Origin of the sequence: Henriciella barbarensis (genome assembly GCF_003576345.1) — a bacterium.
Classification (GTDB): Bacteria; Pseudomonadota; Alphaproteobacteria; order Caulobacterales; family Hyphomonadaceae; genus Henriciella; species Henriciella barbarensis.
Map to the genome: position 1 here is coordinate 122089 of NZ_QWGB01000004.1, position 19653 is coordinate 141741.

General features: G+C 60.5%; 16 protein-coding genes and 2 riboswitches. Of the genes, 12 read left to right on the forward strand and 4 right to left on the reverse strand.

Features of this window, described 5'->3' with window-relative positions:
• Window positions 1–37 precede the first annotated feature (37 nt).
• Together D1224_RS01850 and pbpC are read left to right on the forward strand one after the other, a co-directional pair.
• Entirely contained in the window at window positions 38–4996 is a 4959-nt protein-coding gene (locus D1224_RS01850) for an alpha-2-macroglobulin family protein (protein WP_119378423.1), read from the forward strand.
• The gene (gene pbpC, locus D1224_RS01855) at window positions 4993–7056 is read left to right on the forward strand and encodes a penicillin-binding protein 1C (RefSeq protein ID WP_119378239.1); all 2064 of its coding nucleotides are present in this window, start codon (window positions 4993–4995) and stop codon (window positions 7054–7056) included. The genes D1224_RS01850 and pbpC overlap by 4 nt, the downstream gene beginning before the upstream one ends.
• 6 nt (window positions 7057–7062) lie before the next feature.
• Here pbpC and D1224_RS01860 read toward each other — a convergent pair whose 3' ends face one another.
• On the reverse strand, window positions 7063–8217 hold the full coding sequence (locus D1224_RS01860) for a hypothetical protein (protein WP_182482129.1): 1155 nt from the start codon (window positions 8215–8217) through the stop codon (window positions 7063–7065).
• 201 nt (window positions 8218–8418) lie between these two features.
• Between D1224_RS01860 and D1224_RS01865 the strand changes: the two genes are divergently transcribed.
• Window positions 8419–9213, forward strand: a complete 795-nt coding sequence (locus D1224_RS01865; protein WP_233350353.1) for a sterol desaturase family protein — start codon at window positions 8419–8421, stop codon at window positions 9211–9213.
• A gap of 129 nt (window positions 9214–9342) precedes the next feature.
• Here D1224_RS01865 and D1224_RS01870 read toward each other — a convergent pair whose 3' ends face one another.
• The gene (locus tag D1224_RS01870; protein WP_119378242.1) at window positions 9343–9663 is read right to left on the reverse strand and encodes a hypothetical protein; all 321 of its coding nucleotides are present in this window, start codon (window positions 9661–9663) and stop codon (window positions 9343–9345) included.
• 48 nt (window positions 9664–9711) lie between these two features.
• Complete coding sequence (locus D1224_RS01875; protein ID WP_119378243.1) at window positions 9712–10920, reverse strand: acetyl-CoA C-acyltransferase; 1209 nt, start codon at window positions 10918–10920, stop codon at window positions 9712–9714.
• Window positions 10921–11092: 172 nt separating this feature from the next.
• On the opposite strand from D1224_RS01875, the gene D1224_RS01880 reads away from it, so the two are divergent.
• The 3 genes from D1224_RS01880 (at window position 11093) to D1224_RS01890 (ending at window position 12476) form a co-directional block, all read left to right on the forward strand.
• On the forward strand, window positions 11093–11467 hold the full coding sequence (locus D1224_RS01880) for a DUF4112 domain-containing protein (RefSeq protein WP_119378424.1): 375 nt from the start codon (window positions 11093–11095) through the stop codon (window positions 11465–11467).
• A gap of 42 nt (window positions 11468–11509) precedes the next feature.
• A complete protein-coding gene (locus tag D1224_RS01885; protein ID WP_119378244.1) occupies window positions 11510–12016 on the forward strand; it encodes a DinB family protein in 507 nt (168 codons plus the stop codon).
• Between the two features lie 64 nt (window positions 12017–12080).
• Window positions 12081–12476 (forward strand): VOC family protein, encoded by a 396-nt coding sequence (locus D1224_RS01890; RefSeq protein WP_119378425.1) that lies wholly within the window; start codon window positions 12081–12083, stop codon window positions 12474–12476.
• 84 nt (window positions 12477–12560) lie between these two features.
• On the opposite strand, the gene D1224_RS01895 is transcribed toward D1224_RS01890, so the two are convergent.
• On the reverse strand, window positions 12561–12863 hold the full coding sequence (locus tag D1224_RS01895) for a CC_3452 family protein (protein WP_119378245.1): 303 nt from the start codon (window positions 12861–12863) through the stop codon (window positions 12561–12563).
• Between the two features lie 261 nt (window positions 12864–13124).
• Between D1224_RS01895 and D1224_RS01900 the strand changes: the two genes are divergently transcribed.
• The 6 genes from D1224_RS01900 to gcvPB all read left to right on the forward strand — a co-directional run bounded on the left by D1224_RS01900 (window position 13125) and on the right by gcvPB (window position 19633).
• The gene (locus D1224_RS01900) at window positions 13125–14435 is read left to right on the forward strand and encodes an acyl-CoA dehydrogenase family protein (RefSeq protein WP_119378426.1); all 1311 of its coding nucleotides are present in this window, start codon (window positions 13125–13127) and stop codon (window positions 14433–14435) included.
• Between the two features lie 117 nt (window positions 14436–14552).
• Window positions 14553–14644, forward strand: a riboswitch (glycine riboswitch).
• Between the two features lie 3 nt (window positions 14645–14647).
• Window positions 14648–14795: riboswitch (glycine riboswitch) on the forward strand.
• Between the two features lie 61 nt (window positions 14796–14856).
• A complete protein-coding gene (gene gcvT, locus D1224_RS01905) occupies window positions 14857–16011 on the forward strand; it encodes a glycine cleavage system aminomethyltransferase GcvT (protein ID WP_233350354.1) in 1155 nt (384 codons plus the stop codon).
• A 13-nt stretch (window positions 16012–16024) separates the two neighbouring features.
• Complete coding sequence (gcvH, locus tag D1224_RS01910) at window positions 16025–16414, forward strand: glycine cleavage system protein GcvH (RefSeq protein WP_119378247.1); 390 nt, start codon at window positions 16025–16027, stop codon at window positions 16412–16414.
• A gap of 2 nt (window positions 16415–16416) precedes the next feature.
• On the forward strand, window positions 16417–17763 hold the full coding sequence (gene gcvPA / locus D1224_RS01915) for an aminomethyl-transferring glycine dehydrogenase subunit GcvPA (RefSeq protein ID WP_119378248.1): 1347 nt from the start codon (window positions 16417–16419) through the stop codon (window positions 17761–17763).
• Complete coding sequence (locus tag D1224_RS01920) at window positions 17760–18071, forward strand: hypothetical protein (RefSeq protein ID WP_119378249.1); 312 nt, start codon at window positions 17760–17762, stop codon at window positions 18069–18071. Before gcvPA ends, D1224_RS01920 begins: the two co-directional genes overlap by 4 nt.
• Complete coding sequence (gene gcvPB / locus D1224_RS01925) at window positions 18068–19633, forward strand: aminomethyl-transferring glycine dehydrogenase subunit GcvPB (protein ID WP_119378250.1); 1566 nt, start codon at window positions 18068–18070, stop codon at window positions 19631–19633. Before D1224_RS01920 ends, gcvPB begins: the two co-directional genes overlap by 4 nt.
• The last annotated feature ends 20 nt before the right edge of the window (window positions 19634–19653 follow it).

The following is a 19653-nucleotide window of genomic DNA, read 5'->3' on the forward strand; positions in this document are numbered from 1 at the left end:
GTAAAGAGTGTGAATGCACCAGGAGGAGGACGCGGTGATGGCAGGGTGGACCAACAAGGCGCGGGGATTGGTACTGGGCGGATTGACGGCGATGGTCGTCGCTTGTGGCATCGGGGATGAGCCGCCAGCACCTGTCGATCCGGAAACTGCCGAAGGTGAAATCGTCGAGCGTTCGCGCGCCGCGCAAGCCGCAGCTGAACGCCGCGAACGTGAGCGCCAGGCGCTTGCGGACGCTGAAGAGAACCGCTTCGTCTATTTTCGCTATGCCCCTGACACGAGTGGCGTCAGCCCGCGAGCCTGTCTTGTCTTCTCCCAGCCGCTCGACCCTGAAGTCAATTACGCGACCTATATCCGGATGCAGTCTGATGTGCGTCCGGCCTATGCGGTAGAGGGACGCGAGCTTTGCCTCGAAGGTCTCGATTTCGCCAGTGGATACACGGCGACAATCCTCGAAGGGCTGCCGAGCGCCGATGGCCGCACAATCGAACGCGAGGAAGAGGTCCAGATCAGTTTTGAGGACCGTCCTGCCTATGTCGGTTTCGATGGGGCAGGGGTGATCCTGCCGCGAGACAATGCCGATGGCCTCGCGATCGAGACGGTCAATGTCGATGAGGTTGAGATCAGCGTCTACCGCGTGAATGACCGCGCGCTGGCGTTCAAGTCGATCAGCCAGGGCGATGAAGCGGCGCAGGGCCGTTATTCCTACCTTTATGGCGAAGAAGACCCGCGCGACGTGTCGACCGAAGTCTGGTCAGGCAGTATGGACATCGACAATGTCACGAACGCCGCCGTGACGACCGTCTTCCCGCTTCAGGATGTCATCGGTGAGCTTCGCCCCGGTTCCTATTTTGTGGAGCTACGCGACGCCAAGGAACTGAACGACTATGATGGCCCGGCGGCATCGGCCCGCCGCTGGATCATGCTGACTAATCTCGCGCTAACGGCGTATCGCGCCGAGAACGGGATGGATGTCACGCTGCGTTCTCTGCAGGATGGCGAAGTCCTTCCGAATACGCGCGTCCAGTTGATCGCCTACAATAATGAAGTGCTGGGCGAAGCGGAAACCGGCGAGGATGGCCGTGTCCGGTTCGAGGCGCCGCTGCTTGCGGGGGACGGCAACTCCGCACCGCGCATGGTCATGGCGTTGGGGGCGAAAGGTGACCTCGCCGTGCTGGACCTGTCACGCGCGCCGGTTGACCTGTCTGAAATGAAGACCGGCGGGCGCGTCACGCCCGGTCCGGTCGACGGCTATCTCTATGCGGATCGCGGTATCTTCCGGCCAGGAGAGACTGTGCATCTCACCACGATGATGCGTGATCGCGGCGGTTCGGCCATCTCGAACCGTGCAGGTCAGATCGTTATCTACCGTCCGAACGGCGTTGAAGCTGACAGGATGCGCTTCACTGAAGCTAAAGCAGGCGCGCTCGTCTGGGATTATGAGCTGTCGCGGACGGCATCGCGCGGCATGTGGCGCGCCGTCCTGTCGATTGATGGAGCCGGCGAGGCGGGCTCTCTACGCTTCTCTGTCGAGGATTTCGTGCCGCAGCGTATCGCGGTGGAGCTGGACGGTGAGGAAGAAAGTTTCATCGCAGCGGGTGGCACACGCGAGATCGAGGTTGAGGCGCGTTTCCTTTACGGCGCGCCGGGCGCTGGCCTGACGGTTGAGGGGCAGGCGAGGCTTGAGGCTGATCCGCGTCCGTTTGAGGCCCTGAATGGGTTCACCTTCGGGCGCGCTGACGAGCAGTTCCGCGAGCGCATCGTGGAGTTCGAACCGCAAACAACCGATGGTGCAGGGCGTGCTGTCGTGCGTCTCAACCCGGGCGACCGCGGCAGCGATTCCTCGCGCCCGCTGCGCCTGAATACGAATGTCAGCGTGCTTGAGCCGGGCGGCCGTGCGGTCACCGAGAGTGTGCGGATTCCTTATCGCCCGCGCGATAGCTATGTCGGCATCCGCAAGGATTTTGATGGCCGCGCAGACCGCGACGACCCGGCAGCGTTTGAACTGGCGGCTGTCAGCGCCAGCGGTGAGATTGTCGATACAGAGCTTAACTGGCGCGTGATCGAGATCGACTATCACTATGACTGGTACCGTGATGGCAGCCAGTGGCGCTGGCGCCGTTCACGCACGGTGAGCACTGTCAATGAAGGCGTGGTCCAGACCGACGGGACGACACAGACGGTCACCGTCGATGGTCTCGACTGGGGCCGGCATGAACTGATCGTGTCCGACGTGAACGGCGATGCCGAAGCTAGCACTGGTTTTTATGTCGGCTGGGGCGGGTCTGTCTCTGATGACGGCGTCGAGGCGCCGGACCGGGTGGAAGTGATTGTCGAAGAGCAGACCATCGTTCCTGGCCGTCCTGCCGCGATCACGGTAATCCCGCCCTATGATGGTGAAGCGCAGATCGTGGTGGCGACTGACAAGATCCTGCGGATCGAGACGCGCGACGTATCTGCCGAAGGCACGCAGTTTACGTTGCCCGTTACCGAAGAATGGGGCGAGGGCGCCTATGTCCTCGTCAACGTGTACACGCCGCGCGATCCGGTGCTGCAGGCAAAGCCGCGGCGCGCTGTCGGTGTCGGTTACGTACCGCTGGACATGGATGATCGGACCTTTGAGGTCGCAATCGATGCGCCGGACGTCGTTCGCCCCCGCCGTGAGCAGACGATTGACGTCAACATTGGAGAGGGGCCGCGAGAGAATGTCTATCTCACGCTTGCGGCCGTAGACGAGGGTATCCTGCAGCTCACCAAGTTCCAGAGCCCGGACCCGGTCTTCTATTACTTCGGCAAGAAGTCCCTCGGTGTTGATATTTTCGACGATTATGGCCGCTTGCTCGACCCGAATATGGGCCTTCCTGCAGAAGTGCGGACCGGCGGTGACCAGCTGGGCGGTGAGGGCCTTTCAGTCGTCCCCACTAAAACGGTAGCTCTGTTCTCCGGCATGGTCGATGTCGGCCGGTCTGGCCGCGCACGTGTGACCTTCGACGTGCCTGACTTCAATGGTGAGCTTCGCCTGATGGCGGTGGTCTGGTCGCAGAACGGTCTGGGCGCTGCCAGTCGCCCGCTCACAGTCCGTGATCTTGCGCCAGCTGAACTGATCCTGCCGCGCTTCCTCGCGCCGGGTGATGAAGCGGTGGCGACTGTCTCCATCGATAATATAGAGCTTGATGATGGCACGTTCACTGCGTCGCTGGATGCCAGTGAGCCTGTCAGCGTCGCGGCGACCGAACTGTCGCGGACCATTCCATCCGGTCAGCGTGTGGATGAAGGATTGCGGATATCCGCTGGTGAAACAGGTGTCGCAGACCTGCGCCTCAACATTTCCGGGCCGGATAACTATAGCGTGGTACGGAATTACCAGATCGAGTCCCGCTCGCCCTGGCTGCCTGCAACGCAGATTTCGACGGCGATGATGGAGCCGGGCGATAGCTGGGCCATCCCGGAAGGCCTGCTCACAGATTATGTACCGGGTACGGCGTATGTCTCCGTGACTTTCTCGACCCTGCCGCTGGACGCAAATGCGCTCTACGCGTCGCTCGCGCGTTATCCTTATGGCTGCACCGAACAGACGGTCAGCCGCGCGCTTCCGCTACTCTACTCAGAGCAATTGGTGGCAATGGGCGCGGATGAAACCTCGCGTGAACCTGCCCGTGCGCAGATACAGGAAGCTGTAACGGCCGTTCTGAACCGACAGTCAGCTGAAGGGGCCTTTGGCCTGTGGCGCGAAGGCGATCGCAATGCTTCGCCATGGCTGGGCGCTTACACCACCGACTTTGTCTACCGCGCCAGCGAGGCAGGCTATGAAGTACCTGAAGCGGCGCTGGAGCGGGCCTTTGAGTCCATGCGGGCCGTGGCACAGGGCGATGCCTGGAGGGCGTATGGCTACGACACCGATGTCTGGGAAAGCGAGTGGCACAACGACACTGAGGCAAAGCTCATGCGCCGCGCTTCGGCCTATGCGCTCTATGTGCTGGCCAAGGCGGGCCGCGCCGATATCAGCCGTCTTCGTTATCTGCATGACCGCGAGCTGGAGCGGATAGAGAGCCCGCTTGCGCGGGCACATCTTGCTGCTGCACTCGCCTTCATGGGCGATCGCTCGCGTGCCTTCAGCGCCTTCGAAGCCGCTGAAGATGCACTCGGCTATCAGAACACGGGCGACTATTACCAGACGCCTCTGCGCGATCTGACCGGCATTATCGCGCTGGCCGCAGAAGCGGACTTTGACGATATCGTTGCCCGCCTGGCCGAACGGCTTGGCGATGAGGCGCCTGACCCAAGCGAGCTGACGACGCAGGAGAAGGCGTTCGCCCTGCTTGCCGTCAATTCGATGAATGATGGTGGCGAAGGCTACCGGATGGAGGTCGAAGGACTTGGGAGCGGCAATGACAATGACCGCCGCTATCAACTGAGCGATGAGCAGGCCCGCGGCGAGGTGAGCTTCACACTCGGCGGGAACGGGCCGGCCATGTTCCGGACCGTGATGGTGCGCGGCGCGCCATCATCGCCGCCATCCGCCGTTTCGTCAGACCTTCGCGTTACAAAGCGGGTGCGTACGCTGACTGGCGGCACAGTTGACCTCAGCGATGTCGATCAGGGCGATCAGCTGGTCGTGACGGTACAGATCTCGCCGGAACAGCGCCGGACCAACCCGGTGATCGTAGCGGACTTGCTGCCTGCCGGGTTTGAGATTGAGACTGTTCTCAAGCCTGCCGATGGGGCGCGTGAGGGTGACACCAATGGCGCCTTTGCATGGGCCGGTGAGATCGACGCGGCGAAGACGGCCGAAGCGCGCGATGACCGCTTCGTGGCGGCGATCGATGTACGCAATGAGGCCGTGCGCCTTGCATATGTCGTGCGGGCAGTGACGCCGGGCGATTTTGTAATGCCGGGCGTCAATGCTGAGGACATGTACCGGCCTGACGTATTCGCGCGCTCAGCGCCGGGACGCGTCACGATCAGCACGGCGAATGCGGCCGCTGGCGGGCAGAGATGATCTGGCTGAAACGGTCAGCGATTGCCATTCTGGCGGCGCTGACCGTCCTGTTCGCCCTGGACAGGATATTCCCGCCACCGCTTGAGCGCGGCGAAACCGTGTCGCAGCTTGTCAGTGACCGGCGCGGCCGTCCGCTGCGAGCCATCCCGACGCCGGACAATTACTGGCGTTTCCAGGCGCACCTTGAGGATATCGACCCGGTTTTCATCGAGGCGCTGCTGGAGGTGGAGGATCAACGTTTCTGGCGTCATGGTGGTGTCGACTGGACCGGCATGATGCGCGCTGCGTGGACGTCTGCACTGGCGGGCCGGGTGGTATCAGGCGGATCGACCATCACCATGCAGACCGCTCGCCTGCTAGAGCCGCGCCCGCGGACAATCCCGTCCAAACTGATCGAAATGTTCAGGGCCCACCAGATCGAGGCGCGGCTAAGCAAAAAAGAAATCCTCGAGCTTTACCTCACGCTTGCCCCTTATGGCGGCAATATCGAAGGCATACGCGCAGCAAGCTGGCGGTATTTCGGCCGGTCGCCGGACAGGTTGTCGGATGACCAGATCGCGCTGCTGATTGCCCTGCCGCAAAGCCCCGAAGTCCGCCGCCCGGACCTTCGCCCGCAAGGTGCCGATGCGGGGCGCCGTGCCATCGTCGCCAAGCTGGAGCGGCTTGGCTATCTCAATGCGGGCCGGGCCGAAGAAGCGCGTACCAGCCAGATGCCAACGGGCGCTTATGCGTTCCCGTCAGATGCGTGGCATGCGACGGCGCGCGCTGCCCGCGGCGTTCGAGGTGATGTGCGCGCCAGCCTCGATGCGCGCCTGCAGGCAGAGATGGAAGCACTGGCACTCGCGCGTGCAAAGGAAGCGGGCCGCGAGGCACAGATTGCGATTCTTGTCGTCGATATTCCAACACGTGCAGTGCGGGCCTCGGTTGGGTCTGCCTCGCGCGATATCGCAGGCGGCTGGCTGGATCTAACAGCGCAGGCGCGCTCTCCGGGTTCGGCGCTCAAGCCCTTCATCTATGCGATGGCGTTCGATGATGGCGAGGCGAGCGCGTCGACCCGCATATCCGATTTGCCGAAGCGTTTTGCCTCCTACCAACCGGATAATTTCGACCGCACTTTCAGGGGCGATGTGCGCGTTTCCGAGGCGCTTCAGCATTCCTTGAATGTGCCTGCCGTGCTGGCGCTGGACCGGGTTGGGCCTGAGCGTTTTGCCGCGACACTCGCACTCGCCGGGGCACCGCCGCGCATCTATGGCGGCGCGGACACAGAGTTCGGCCTGGCGCTCGCGCTTGGCGGAGCTGGTCTCACCGCGCGTGAGCTTGCGATCTTGTACGCAGCGCTTGGCGATGGCGGGCGGGCAAAGCCGCTGGTCTGGACAGCTGAGGAGGAAGCTGAAAGCCGTTCCAGAAAGGGCTATCGGATGATGGAGGCGGAGAGTGCGGGCGAAATCCTGTCTATCCTGCGCCGCGCGCCGACCCCCGAAGGACGGATACCCGGCAGGCTGACAGCGGAGGCGCCACAAGTCGCGTTCAAGACCGGAACATCTTATGGCTTTCGCGATGCCTGGGCCGCCGGGGTGTCCGGCGACCATGCAATCATCGTCTGGGTGGGCCGCGCTGACGGCGCGCCAAGACCGGGCGAAACGGGTCGCACCGCTGCCCTGCCCATCCTGTTCGAAGTGGCAGATCGTGCAGCCTATCACCTTGGCGGTGACGGCGATGCGAGAGCGCGCCTGATGCCAGAGCGGCGGCACGAAGCCGACGGTGCCCTGCAATCCTTTGACCATTCCACGGCGGAAGCACCGCACATCCTCTTCCCGCCGAAAGACGCCGAGCTGTGGTCGGGTGAGATCAATGGCGCGCCAGCGCGCCCCTTCGTTCTTGCGGGACGAGGCGAAGGCAAATTGCGGTGGTTCATAGATGGACAGCCATCGAAGATCGACGATGCAGGTCTGCCGGTATGGCGGCCAGAGCGAGCCGGTTTCTATGCTGTGAGCGCGGTAGACGAAGAAGGCCGCACAAGCGAGGTGCGCGTGCGGGTCATCGGGATCGGCGGAAGCTAGGCACGCCTAACTCCAGGGGTTGAAGCGCGACTTGCGTCTCTTCGGGCGACCGGATTTCCTGTCCTCGCCCTTATCCTTTGATGGCTTTTGCTGAGGGGCAGGTTCGTCGCCTTCATCGAAAAGTTCGGTGTCGGTCTCGCCTCCGGCCCCGTCCTCGGCAGCGGGTGAGACGGCATCGATGTCTGCCGGAGAGACCGGATCCGGTCCATTGGCCTCGTCGTCTGCCGCGTCGTCCGGTGCCCGCGAAGGCGCTGGGTCAATGCGGGAACGGAAGCCCTTGAGATTCAACGGATAGCTCAAAGGCGCGCTGCCGGGGTCATTGTCCTCATCATAGCCGAAGGAGAGGGCGTCATCATTATTGCCCGGAATTGTCATACCGGTTGAGGCGGCGCCGAGTTCTGACTCGATCTCGTCGGCGCTTTCAGCGTCAGCTCCCGTTGCGATCGAGGCGTCTGCGCCTGCGACCTGGGTGCCGCCAAGGCCAAACGGGACATAACTCTTTGCTTCTGCGGCCAGGTCGCTTTCGCCTTCGTCCGGGCCTGTTTCGTCCCAGACGTCCGGGGAGGGAGTCTCTTCGGCTGGCTGCGCTTTTCCCCCTGCCTCAGCCTTGGCGAGGTCGGCTTTCCCGCGACCATTCACTTCGTCGGCCAGTCTTGCCACGGCACCGCTGACATCATCTTCGTCGAAACCGGCGTGAAGGCGTTCTTCCGGTTCATCTTCGAGCAGGGCGCGCGGCGGAATGCTTTCATCGACGGGCAGGTCGGCCTCATCCTCGTCCTCCTGTTCGGTATTCGAAGCCAATTCTTCGGCGGGCGCTGGGGTATCCGATTTGCGCTTGTTCGGTGACTGACCGCTTAGTCCGGCGAGGAGGGCGTCGATGGCCGCTTCGGTGCCCTTTGCGATGCGCGATGCCTCTTTCACGACAGCGACGATGAGCTCGCCATAGTTCCCGTGCTCTTCGTGGGGCGTATCCTTGAGAAGGTCTTCGGACGCTTCTTCCAGCGTCTTGCCCTTTTCCGTCGCCAGCATGACCTGTGGCGGGGTGTCTGTCAGGCGGACCGAATAGCCTTCGGTCGCATAGATCACACCGCCATCTTCCGTCTCCGCCCAGTCGATCTGCTTCAAGGCGGTCATTTCTGCCAGCCTGTCGATGAGTTTCATTGTCGATGGATGAAGCATGAAAATCTTTCCGCCAGCAGGATTATGAGGCCCCGCCTACACTAGACGGGATGGAACGCGCGTCAAAGATGTGGGGGTCGGCCAGCGGTGAAAAACTTTATGGACTGCGGCATTGAGGGCTCTGGCGCTTCAATTAAGGGCGCGAGCTCTCATATCTTTTCCAAGGACATGTGAAGGTAAGTCTTGGACCCACATACGATCATCCGAATGGGCGTATTTGCGGGCATTTTCGTCTCGCTCATCCTCCTGGAGACGCTGGCGCCCCGGCGTGAGGCGGCGCTTTCGCGTGCGCAGCGCTGGCCGGGCGCAGGGGCGATCTTCATCGCAGGGGCCGTTCTCGGGCGGCTCGTATTGCCCGCAGGGCTTGCCGGCATTGCACTTCTGGCGGACGAGGCAGGATTTGGTGTTTTCAACTGGATCGACGCGCCGGTCTGGTTCGTGGGCCTCGGTGCTTTCCTGATCATGGACCTCGCCGTCTGGGCCCAGCACGTTGCGATGCATCACGTGCCGTTCCTCTGGCGCATGCACCGCGTGCATCATTCAGACCCGCATATTGATGTGATGACGGCACTTCGCTTCCATCCGGCCGAGATCATTGTCTCACTTCTCTGGAAAGGGTCGATTGTCTTCCTGTTTGGTATTCCGGCCTGGGCGGCATTTGCCTTTGAAGTTGCGCTTAACGCCTTCGCCCAGTTCAATCACGCCAACTGGAATATCGGATCGCGTATTGACAGCGTGCTTCGATTGCTCGTCGTCACGCCGGACATGCACCGGGTGCACCATTCCATTCACCGCGCCGAAGCGAACCGGAATTTCGGCTTCTGCCTATCGATCTGGGACCGTATTTTCAGAGTTTACCAGTCCCAGCCAGCTGAAGGGCATGAGCAGATGAAAATCGGTCAGAACAGCTGGCGCGAGGCTGGCGATCAGTCCCCCCTTCCGCTTCTTGTGCAACCATTAAAGTCGCCGCCAACCTAGGACCCAATGGGACGCGGTCACGGGTAGGTGCCAAAGCCCAGCTCCTATTGATCCTCGGAAGCCCTGCAAAGAAAAAGCCCCGGCCAATCGACCGGGGCTTCAAATTTCCTGATGCTCACCTAGTGAACATCATCCGGCATTCGGGTCAGGCGTGCGAAGCGCATTATTTTGAATAGCGCGCGTGCCATCCCTGCTTGCCTGGGTTTTTGCGGCCCATTCTGCGCGCGTTGCGCAGATCCGGCGAGGAATCGTCGATCCCATTTGCTCTTCGCGTTTGCAGACCTCCTCGTCCGGGTCATGACCCTGACGACGGATTTCCGCTTTGATTGCAGGCGTAACAGAGACCATTTGTGAACCGCCGGTTGCGCTGCTGCCGGCGGCGCCGGTTGTGCAGGCTGCGGGAACAATGGCCATTGCAAGAAGGCCTGCACCAAGGGCGAGTGATTTCATCGAGAACTCCGATCTTAGGTATTTAGGAATAACTGACCCAAAGCTACCTTAGCTATAGATTTCGAAAAGACCAGCAGCGCCCATGCCGCCGCCCACACACATGGTGACAACGCCCCATTTTGCACCACGACGCTTGCCTTCAAGCAGCAGAGAGCCTGTGCAACGTGCGCCGGTCATGCCGAATGGGTGGCCGATGGAGATCGAGCCGCCGTTCACATTGTACTTCTCAGGGTCGATGCCGAGACGGTCGCGGCTGTAGAGACACTGCGAGGCGAATGCTTCGTTCAGTTCCCAAAGGTCGATATCGTCGACTTTCAGACCGTGACGCTCAAGCAGACGTGGAACTGCGAAGACCGGGCCAATGCCCATCTCGTCCGGATCGCAGCCAGCGACGTTGAATCCAACAAAACGGCCAAGTGGCTCGATGTTACGCTTTTTTGCTTCAGCCGCTTCCATGACAACGACAGCTGCTGCGCCGTCTGAGAGCTGCGAGGCGTTACCAGCGGTAACGTACTTGCCTTCCTTTACGACCTGGCCGCCGGAGAAAACCGGCTTCAGACCTTGAAGCGATTCAAACGTGGTGCCGGGACGGTTACAGTCATCACGGTCAGCAACGACGTCCTGATAGGTTTCTTCGCCGGTTTCGCGGTTAACCAGTTTCATGCGCGTATTGAGCGGCACGATCTCTTCGGCCATCCAGCCTTTTTCCTGGAAGACGGCGGTGCGGCGCTGACTTTCAGCGGAATATTTGTCCTGGGCTTCGCGGCTGACATTGTAACGGTCCGCAACGATTTCGGCGGTTTCGATCATGGTCATCCAGATCGCCGGCCACTTTTTCATCAGCTCAGGCTCGGTGTAGCGATGGGTGTTCATATGACCCGAGCGCGAGACGAGCGAAAGCGATTCGACACCGCCGCCGATGGCAACGGGTGCACCTTCGTTGGTGACGGTGTGGGCTGCGTTCGCAATGGCCTGCAGGCCCGACGAGCAAAAACGGTTGATGGTCGCGCCAGACGTCGAGGACGGGCAGCCAGCCCAGAGGGCTGCGTTGCGTGCAACATTGTGGCCCGTCGCGCCTTCCGGCTGAGCGGCGCCGAGGAATACATCCTCGACTTCAGCTGCGTCGATACCAGCGCGATCAATCGCGCCCTTGATGGCATGACCAGCCATGGTGATGCCATGTGTGTCGTTGAGTGCGCCGCGGCCTGCCTTGGTCAGGGCCGTGCGGGCGGTTGAAACGATGACTGCTTCTCTCATGATATGTCTCCTCCAGACAGGTTCTCGTTTGTTGCGGTGCAACCTAACGGGGCGAAGTACAGGAAGCTACCCCAAAATGGTCAGCGGGTGCGATGACGTCGCGGTGCCTCATCGGGCGCGGCGGAACAGCTTCTAGAGGATGCGCGTTCGGCTTTCAAAGGAGATCGATTATATGCCCACTGGAAACCGATCGGACATCGACCGGCTCGCGAAACTTCTGGATACCCAGTTCAAGCTGCCAGGCACGAACTTTCGTTTTGGCCTCGACGGTATCATTGGTCTCATCCCGGGTATTGGTGACACGGTTTCAGGCGGCCTTGGGCTCTATATTATTCACCGGGCACGCCAGGAAGGCGCGTCAGGCGGGCTGATCGCGAGGATGATCTGGAACCTGCTGGTCGATACGCTCCTCGGTGCGATACCACTGGTCGGCGACCTTTTCGACTTTGCTCATAAGGCCAATGCGAAGAATGCGCGTCTGCTACAGGAATATCTCGACCGCCATGCGAGCGAGCACGCAAAGCCTGTTGGCCGCGGGACGGCTTGAGGCGTAAACTCGCCTTCAGCGAAAACTGGAGGAGGGGACCTCATGATCATGCCGGATCAGGCGCATCTGATGGCGCGTTACAATCGCTGGCAGAATGAAAGCCTTTATAGCGCAGCCGACAGTCTTGATCACTCCGCGCGCCTTGAAGATCGCGGCGCATTCTTCCGGTCCATTCACGAGACGCTCGCGCACATACTCTGGGCAGACCGCATATGGCTGTCCCGGTTTGGTATGTGTGAGAAGCCGACCTGCGCTGGCCACGAAACCCTGAAGCTATGGGCGGATTGGGAGGTCTTACAGGCTGACCGCATGGAAATGGACGATGTCATCGATACATGGACTGATGGCTTCAGCGAGAGTGACCTTCGAGATCGCCTGGAATGGTATTCAGGCGCAGCAGAACGCACTCTGTCAAAGCCGGTCTGGCTTCTCGTCACCCATATCTTCAATCATCAGACCCATCATCGCGGTCAGGTTCACGCCATGCTGACCGCGGCGGGCTCAAGCCCTGATGATACCGATCTCTTCCTTATGGAAGGTGAGGTCTAGAGGTCTCGCCGTGTCGTCGTTTTTGATGCAGGATGTCCGAACAACAAAAAATGGTGGGACGGACATGGCCAAGGTCATCGGTGTAGGCGGTATCTTCTTTCTCTGCGAGGACGCAGAGGTCACGAAAGAGTGGTATACAAGCGTTCTGGGTATCCAGGCGTCAGAGTATGGCATTTCCTTCAGCCACGCCGAGTCAGCAAAAGTATTCCCAAAGGGCGCAATGACGATCTTTGCGCCGTTCAAGTCCGGCAGCGACTATTTCAAACCTTCAGACCATGATGTCATGTTCAACCTGATGGTCGATGATCTTGGAGGTATTCTTCAGCAGGCGGCAGCGGTCGGCGTATCGCCCGTCCAGCCGCGCGAGGATCATAACTACGGAAGCTTTGCCTGGCTGATGGATCCCGATGGGCGCAAGGTCGAACTTTGGGAACCGAAGGAGCCGCCCTCCGGAACCTGAACGCAATTTATCTCCACCCCAATGAAAAAATGCCGCCCCTCAGTGAAGGGCGGCAAGTTCATTCAGAGAGTGAGATATAGTGACTTAGTCTTCAGCGGCCGTGTTGCATTCAGCCAGTTCTTCTTCGGAGAGGCTGTCATTCGCTGTGCCGAATGACGCGAGTGCGCCAACTTCAGAAGCGACTTTCTTGCAGGTGCGGACGGTTGCCGTGCGACGGTTGAGATCGGCGATGCAGGTATCGCCGTTGCAGGTCCATACAGCTTTTGCCGCAACAACGCTGGACTGGCTATCAGCCGGGGTCGCGAGCTTTGCGGTGAACGCCGTTCCTGCAGCTGCGGGCAGGGCAATGGCTGCAAATGCGGCTGACAGTACGATGGAGCGGATCATGGGAGGAAACCTTTCAGGCGTTGGCGGGAGATCTGGTTCTGGTTTTACTCTACCCGATGTATTTATGAGCGCTGAATAAAATGTCAATCGTTCAGCGATGACTATTTTTCGACGGTGATCCCCGGAACTTTGGTAAACGCTGGAATATCCGCGAAGAAACTTCTCCGCCTTGACGCGACGGCCTGCATTGATGCGGCCTGCCGGCCCGGTATCCTTCAGCGCAAACAGAACAGATCGCGCGCAGGCGCAAGGGAGGTTTCAATGGACTTCAACATTCCGCAGGATATCGCCGACTATCTCGTCGTGCTGGACAATTTCATCGAGGAGAAGATCAAGCCGCTCGAGCAGAAAGACGACAATATCCGTTTTTTCGACCATCGCCGCGAATGGGCGCGTACCGATTTCGACAATGACGGCCTGCCGCGTCCGGAATGGGAAGACCTGCTGCGTCAGGCCAAAAAGCTGGCCGATGAAGCCGGGCACCTTCGCTACGCTCTACCAAAGGAGTTTGGCGGCCAGGACGGCACTAATCTCGGCATGGCAATCATCCGCGAACATTTCGCGCGCAAGGGTCTCGGCCTGCATAATGACTTGCAGAATGAGCACTCCATTGTCGGTAACATGCCGCAGATCCTGATGCTGCGTGACTTTGCGCGCCCAGATCAGAAGCACCTCGCCGATGCCGCGCTGAAAGGTGAATTCCGCGCCTGCTTCGGCTTGACGGAGCCTGACCACGGCTCGGACGCCACGCACATGGAAACGCGTGCCGTGCGCCACAAGAAGGACGGCAAGGATGGCTGGCTGATCAATGGCGCCAAGATGTGGATCACCGGCATGCATGCCGCCTCTCACATCATGATGTTCTGCCGCACCTCTGGGGAAGACGGCGACGCAAAAGGTATCACCTGCCTCATCACGCCCGCGCAGGACCCGGCGATCGAGATCGATGAGTTCATGTGGACGTTCAACATGCCGACCGACCATGCCCGGTTCTACATCAAGGACCTCTGGGTGCCGGAAGAGGCGGTTTTCGGTCCACCGGAGGGTGGCCTGGCGCTCGCCCAGCACTTCGTTCACGAGAACCGTATCCGTCAGGCCGCAAGCTCTGTCGGCGCGGCGATGTACTGCATCACCGAGGCAATCAACTATGCCAATGAGAGAAAGCCTTTCGGCAAGGCACTCTCGCACAATCAGGCGATCCAGTTCCCGCTCGTGGAGCTCGCCACCCAGGCAGAGATGCTGCGCCTTCTGATCTTCAAGACGGCCTGGGAGATTGACCAAATGTCCAAGCCAGACGTCGCGATCTATCTCTCCGACAAGGTTTCGATGTGTAACTATTACGCCAACCGGCTCTGCTGTGATGCGGCTGACCGCGCGATGCAGGTGCATGGCGGCATGGGCTATTCGCGTCACAAGCCGTTCGAGCACATCTATCGCCACCACCGTCGATACCGCATCACGGAAGGCTCCGAGGAGATCCAGATGCGTAAGGTCGCCGGTCACCTCTTCGGCTTCATGGGGCCGAACAAGGGCAAGAACCGGAACGAGCCATTCGACTTTGCGGTGCGTTAGGCCCTCAGCGCAGCCTGGCCTGCACAGGAACGGGGCAGGCTGCCAACTGGAGTCACCTGAGGGCGACGTTATGCTTGCCCGGACGCTGAATCCGAAATAGTTTGCGGCTCAAGTGATGACTCCCTCCCGGGAGAGAGCAGGCCTTTGTGCCTGCCGCCGAAGGCGCAACCGCCCCGGAAACGCTCAGGCAAAAGGACCGGGAGAGACCTAAACGCTGGAAAGAGGTAAGCGGGCCAGCAGAAGACCCGCAGCAGGCCTCGCCGAAGGAGCAAGTCTTTTCGGACCCTCTCATTCTGCTCGCCCGTCGCGGTGATCAGGATACGGTTCGAAAGACGGAATCTCTCAGGCACCGAGACAGCGGGGGCGGCCAACCATCCGGATGATCCGGAGCGGACGGCCGTCTCCAATGTCAAAGGGTGCCATGGCTGACCAAGCAAACGATACACTTCGCAGGACACCGCTCCATGACCTCCATCAGGAGCATGGCGGCAAGATGGTGCCTTTCGCCGGCTATGAAATGCCGGTCCAGTTCGAGGGTGTGAAGCCCGAACACCTCTGGACCCGTGAGCATGCCGGCCTTTTCGACGTCTCCCATATGGGGCCGTGCTTCCTCTACCTGAAAGAAGGCCTCGGCCAGCCGGGCGCGCATGAGAAGATCTCTGCCCTGATCGAGCGCCTTGTGCCAAGCGCGATCTCGACACTGAAACCGGGCCAGGGACGCCTGACGGTACTGCTCAATGAAGACGGCGGTATCCTCGATGATCTCATCATCACGCGCATGCCTGACGCCAGCCTGGATGGCATGCTCTATATCGTCGTGAATGGCGCAGTGAAGCATGATGACTGGGCCCTTATCCGCGAGAAGCTGGCGGGTGAGGCAGAGCTTCAGACCGCCGACGACCGCATCCTTGTCGCCCTACAGGGGCCTGAGGCTGAAGCGGTGCTGACCCCCCATTTCCCTGAAGCGGCAGAGCTCAGCTTCATGCGATGCGCACACGTCCAGAAGGATGGTCAGCGCTACATGGTTTCGCGTTGCGGCTATACGGGTGAGGACGGGTTCGAGCTCCTCCTGCCGAACAATGAGACAGGTCTTGCCTATGTGCGCAATCTGCTTGGCGATGAGCGCGTCAAGCCGATTGGTCTTGGCGCACGCGACAGCCTTCGTCTTGAAGCGGGGCTATGTCTCTACGGTCATGACATGGATGCGAGCCGCACGCCGGTCGAGGCTGACCTGCAATGGGTGATCCAGAAGTCACGACGCGAGCGCGCTGATTTCCCCGGCGCGGAGAAAATTCTGAAACAGATCGCTGAAGGTCCGGCCGAGAAGCGCGTCGGCATCCTGCCGCTTGAGCGCGCGCCAGCGCGTGAAGGCACAGAGATCCATGTCGACGGCCAGCTTGTCGGCATGGTCACATCAGGCGGCTTTGGCCCCAGCACGGACAGCCCTGTCGCCATGGGGTATGTGCGCGCGGATCTCGCCAATCCCGGAACGAAAATCGACCTCATGGTGCGCGGCAAGGCCCGCGCTGGTGAGGTTGCTGCCCTGCCATTCGTACAACCAAACTACAAACGTTGAGGACACTCGCCAGATGACGCAATTCACCCAGCAAACGACATTCTACACTGAAGATCATGAGTGGGTCACCGTTCACGGCGACCTCGCAACGGTCGGTATCACTCGCTACGCGGCCGAGCAGCTCGGCGATGTCGTGTTCGTCGAGACACCGGAAGTAGGCAAGACCTTCAAGAAAGGTGATGACATGGCCGTGGTAGAGAGCGTCAAAGCCGCATCCGATGTCTATGCGCCACTGTCTGGCGAGGTCGTCGATACCAATAGCGCGCTTGCCGATTCCCCGGAGACGGTGAACGAGCACCCTGAAGGCGAAGGCTGGTTCTGCGTGATCAAGTTTTCCGATGGCGCCGAGACCCGCAACCTGATGGACAAGGACGCCTATTTCGAGTTCTGCAAAGGCCAATAAACATGCGTTACCTCCCCCTGACACCTGAAGACCGTAAGGAGATGCTGGCCACGATCGGCGCAGCCTCCGTCGATGAGTTCTACACTGACGTGCCAGAGGCCGCGCGCCTTGGTGGCAAGATTACCGGCCTTCCTGACCATCAGGGGGAGCTTGCTGTCGAACGCCATATGGGTGCGCTGGCGGCCAAGAACCGGACCGCTTCCGAAGGGCCGTTCTTCGTTGGCTGCGGTGCCTACAAGCATCACGTGCCGGCAACCGTGGACCACATCATCCAGCGGTCCGAATTCCTGACGACATATACGCCTTACCAGCCTGAAATTGCGCAGGGGACGCTGCAGTCCCTGTTCGAATTCCAGAGCCAGGTCGCTGCTCTGACGGCGATGGAAGTGGCGAACGCGTCCATGTACGACGGTTCGACGGCTTGTGCTGAAGCTGCGGTGATGGCGTGCCGCGTCACACGGCGCCAGAAAGTAGTCCTGTCAGGCGGCCTGCACCCACACTATGCCGCCGCGACGCGTACGGTGTGTGAAGCGCAGGGGATCGAGATCGTCCAGCTTGCACCGGGTGTGGATGATGAGCTTGCGCTTGTTGATGCTGTCGATGACGAGACAGCCTGTGTTATCGGCCAGAGCCCGAACGTCTTCGGTACGGTGACTGACTTGACCCCTGTGGCCGATGCGGCCCATGAAAAGAAGGCGCTTCTGGTGTCCGTCTTCACCGAAGCCGTCGCGCTGGGCATGACCATGCCGCCCGGCGAGATGGGCGCTGACATTGCCGTGGGCGAAGGCCAGTCGATCGGCAATCCGCTGAATTTTGGCGGCCCTTATGTCGGCCTTTTCGCCTGTTCGAAGAAGCTGATGCGGCAGATGCCAGGCCGTCTGTGTGGTGAGACCGTTGATGCCGATGGTAATCGCGGTTTCGTCCTGACGCTTTCAACGCGTGAGCAACATATCCGCCGCGACAAGGCGACATCGAACATCTGCACCAATGCTGGGCTTTGCACGCTGGCGTTTACCGCGCACATGACACTGCTGGGTGAGAAAGGACTTGGCCACCTGGCACAGCTCAATCATGAAGCTGCCTGCATGTTGGCCGATGCGCTGGAAGGCGTTCCTGGCGTCGAACTCCTGACACCGCGCTTCTTCAATGAGTTTGCATTCCGTATTCCGGGCGATGCTGGCGACGTGCTCGAGAAGCTCGATGGGCTTGGCGTCGTTGGCGGTGTGCGTGCTTCGCGCCTCTATCCGGGCAAGGGCCTTGATGATGTCATCATTGCCGCTGCCACGGAGTGTACAAGCGAGGCCGATATCAAGGCGTATGCAGATGCGCTCGCGACGGTGCTGTCATGAGCGAGGCGCCCCAACATCAGGAAGCCTGGGAGCACAAGCGGGCAATCCGTGAGTATGAAAATTTCCTTGAAGAGATCTTCGTGCGCATGGGCGCCGATAAGGCGGCTATCCACCGCCGCAAGTCCCAGTTTCAGAAGATCTATGACGATCCTGAAACCTGGCGCGACCCACAGGACTTCAAGAAACTGTACGCTGACCTGCGCCGGGAAATCCTCGCCCTCGGCGCCATTCATGTCAGCGCAGCAAACAAGCGTCTGAAAGAGACTTTCGGACCCAACACCCAGCATTTCGTGGAGGCTCAGGCATGAGCATGAATTCACAAGGCCGCCCGACCACCCCGTCTGCGCCCAGCGCCCAGCCCGCGATCGAGACTGTATCCGGCTCGCGCGGCCTGCAGCAGCGTGAAGACCTGATCTTCGAGACCGGCTCCACCACCAAGACAGGTGTCGACCTGCCAGCGCCAAAGGGCGGCATGGACCGCCTTGGCGGCGTGACGCGCAAGAAGAGCGTCGGTTTGCCGGGGCTTTCAGAACCAGAAGCCGTGCGCCACTATGTGCGCCTCAGCCAGCAGAACTATGCCATTGACCTTGGCCTGTTCCCGCTCGGCTCCTGCACGATGAAGCACAATCCTCGCCTCAATGAGAAAGTCGCCCGGATGCCGGGCTTTGCAGACATTCACCCGCTCCAGCCCCAGTCGACCGTACAAGGCGCGCTGGAGCTGATCGACGAACTTGCCACCTGGCTGAAGACCCTCACCGGCATGCCCGCTGTCGCAATGAGCCCCAAAGCCGGTGCACATGGTGAGTTTTGCGGCATGATGGCGATCCGCGGTGCGCTGATCGCGCGCGGTGAGATCGAGACCCGCACGCGCGTTCTCGTGCCAGCCTCTGCGCACGGCACTAATCCGGCGACGGCGGTGCAGTGCGGCTTCAAGGTTGATGAGATCAAGGCCGACGCACGTGGCCGTGTTGACATGGACGACTTCAAATCCAAGCTTGAAGGCAGCGACGACATTGCCGGCATCATGCTGACCAACCCGAACACGTGCGGCCTGTTCGAGACGGACATTCGTGAGATTGCCGATCTCATCCATCAAGCTGGCGGCTATTTCTATTGTGATGGAGCGAACTTCAACGCCATCGTTGGCCGTGTGCGTCCGGGCGACCTTGGGGTCGATGCCATGCACATCAACCTGCACAAGACATTCTCCACGCCGCATGGCGGGGGTGGCCCCGGAGCAGGGCCAACGGTGCTGTCGGAAGCGTTGGCTGACTTTGCACCTGTGCCTTTCGTGGTTGAGGAAGATGGTGTCTTCCATCTGGTTGAACAGCGTAGCGGCGAAGGCTCTGACGCCTTCGGTCGCCTCTGCGCCTTCCATGGCCAGATGGGCATGTTCACCCGCGCGCTTGCCTATATGCTGAGCCATGGCGCAGACGGCCTGAAACAGGCTGCCGAAGATGCGGTGCTCAACGCCAATTACCTCCAGTCGCGCCTCAAGACGGTGATGACGCCTGCCTTCGACGGTTATTGCATGCACGAGGCGCTCTTCTCTGATGCATTCACGGCTGAAGGGATCGAGACGCTTGATATCGCCAAAGCGATGATCGACGAGGGCTATCACCCGATGACCATGTACTTCCCGCTGGTCGTACATGGCGCCATGTTGATCGAGCCAACTGAGACCGAGTCGAAGGCAGAACTCGACCGTTTCTGCGAGTCGCTTCTCTCCATCGCAGAGAAGGCCAAGGCCGGGGATCAAAGCCTGAAAAGTGCGCCATACCTCGCGCCGAAGCGGCGTCTCGATGAGACGCAGGCCGCCCGAAAACCGGAGCTTCGCTGGAGCGAGCCCGACAAGATCGCGGCAGAATAAGATGAGAGGTGGCCGGGCAA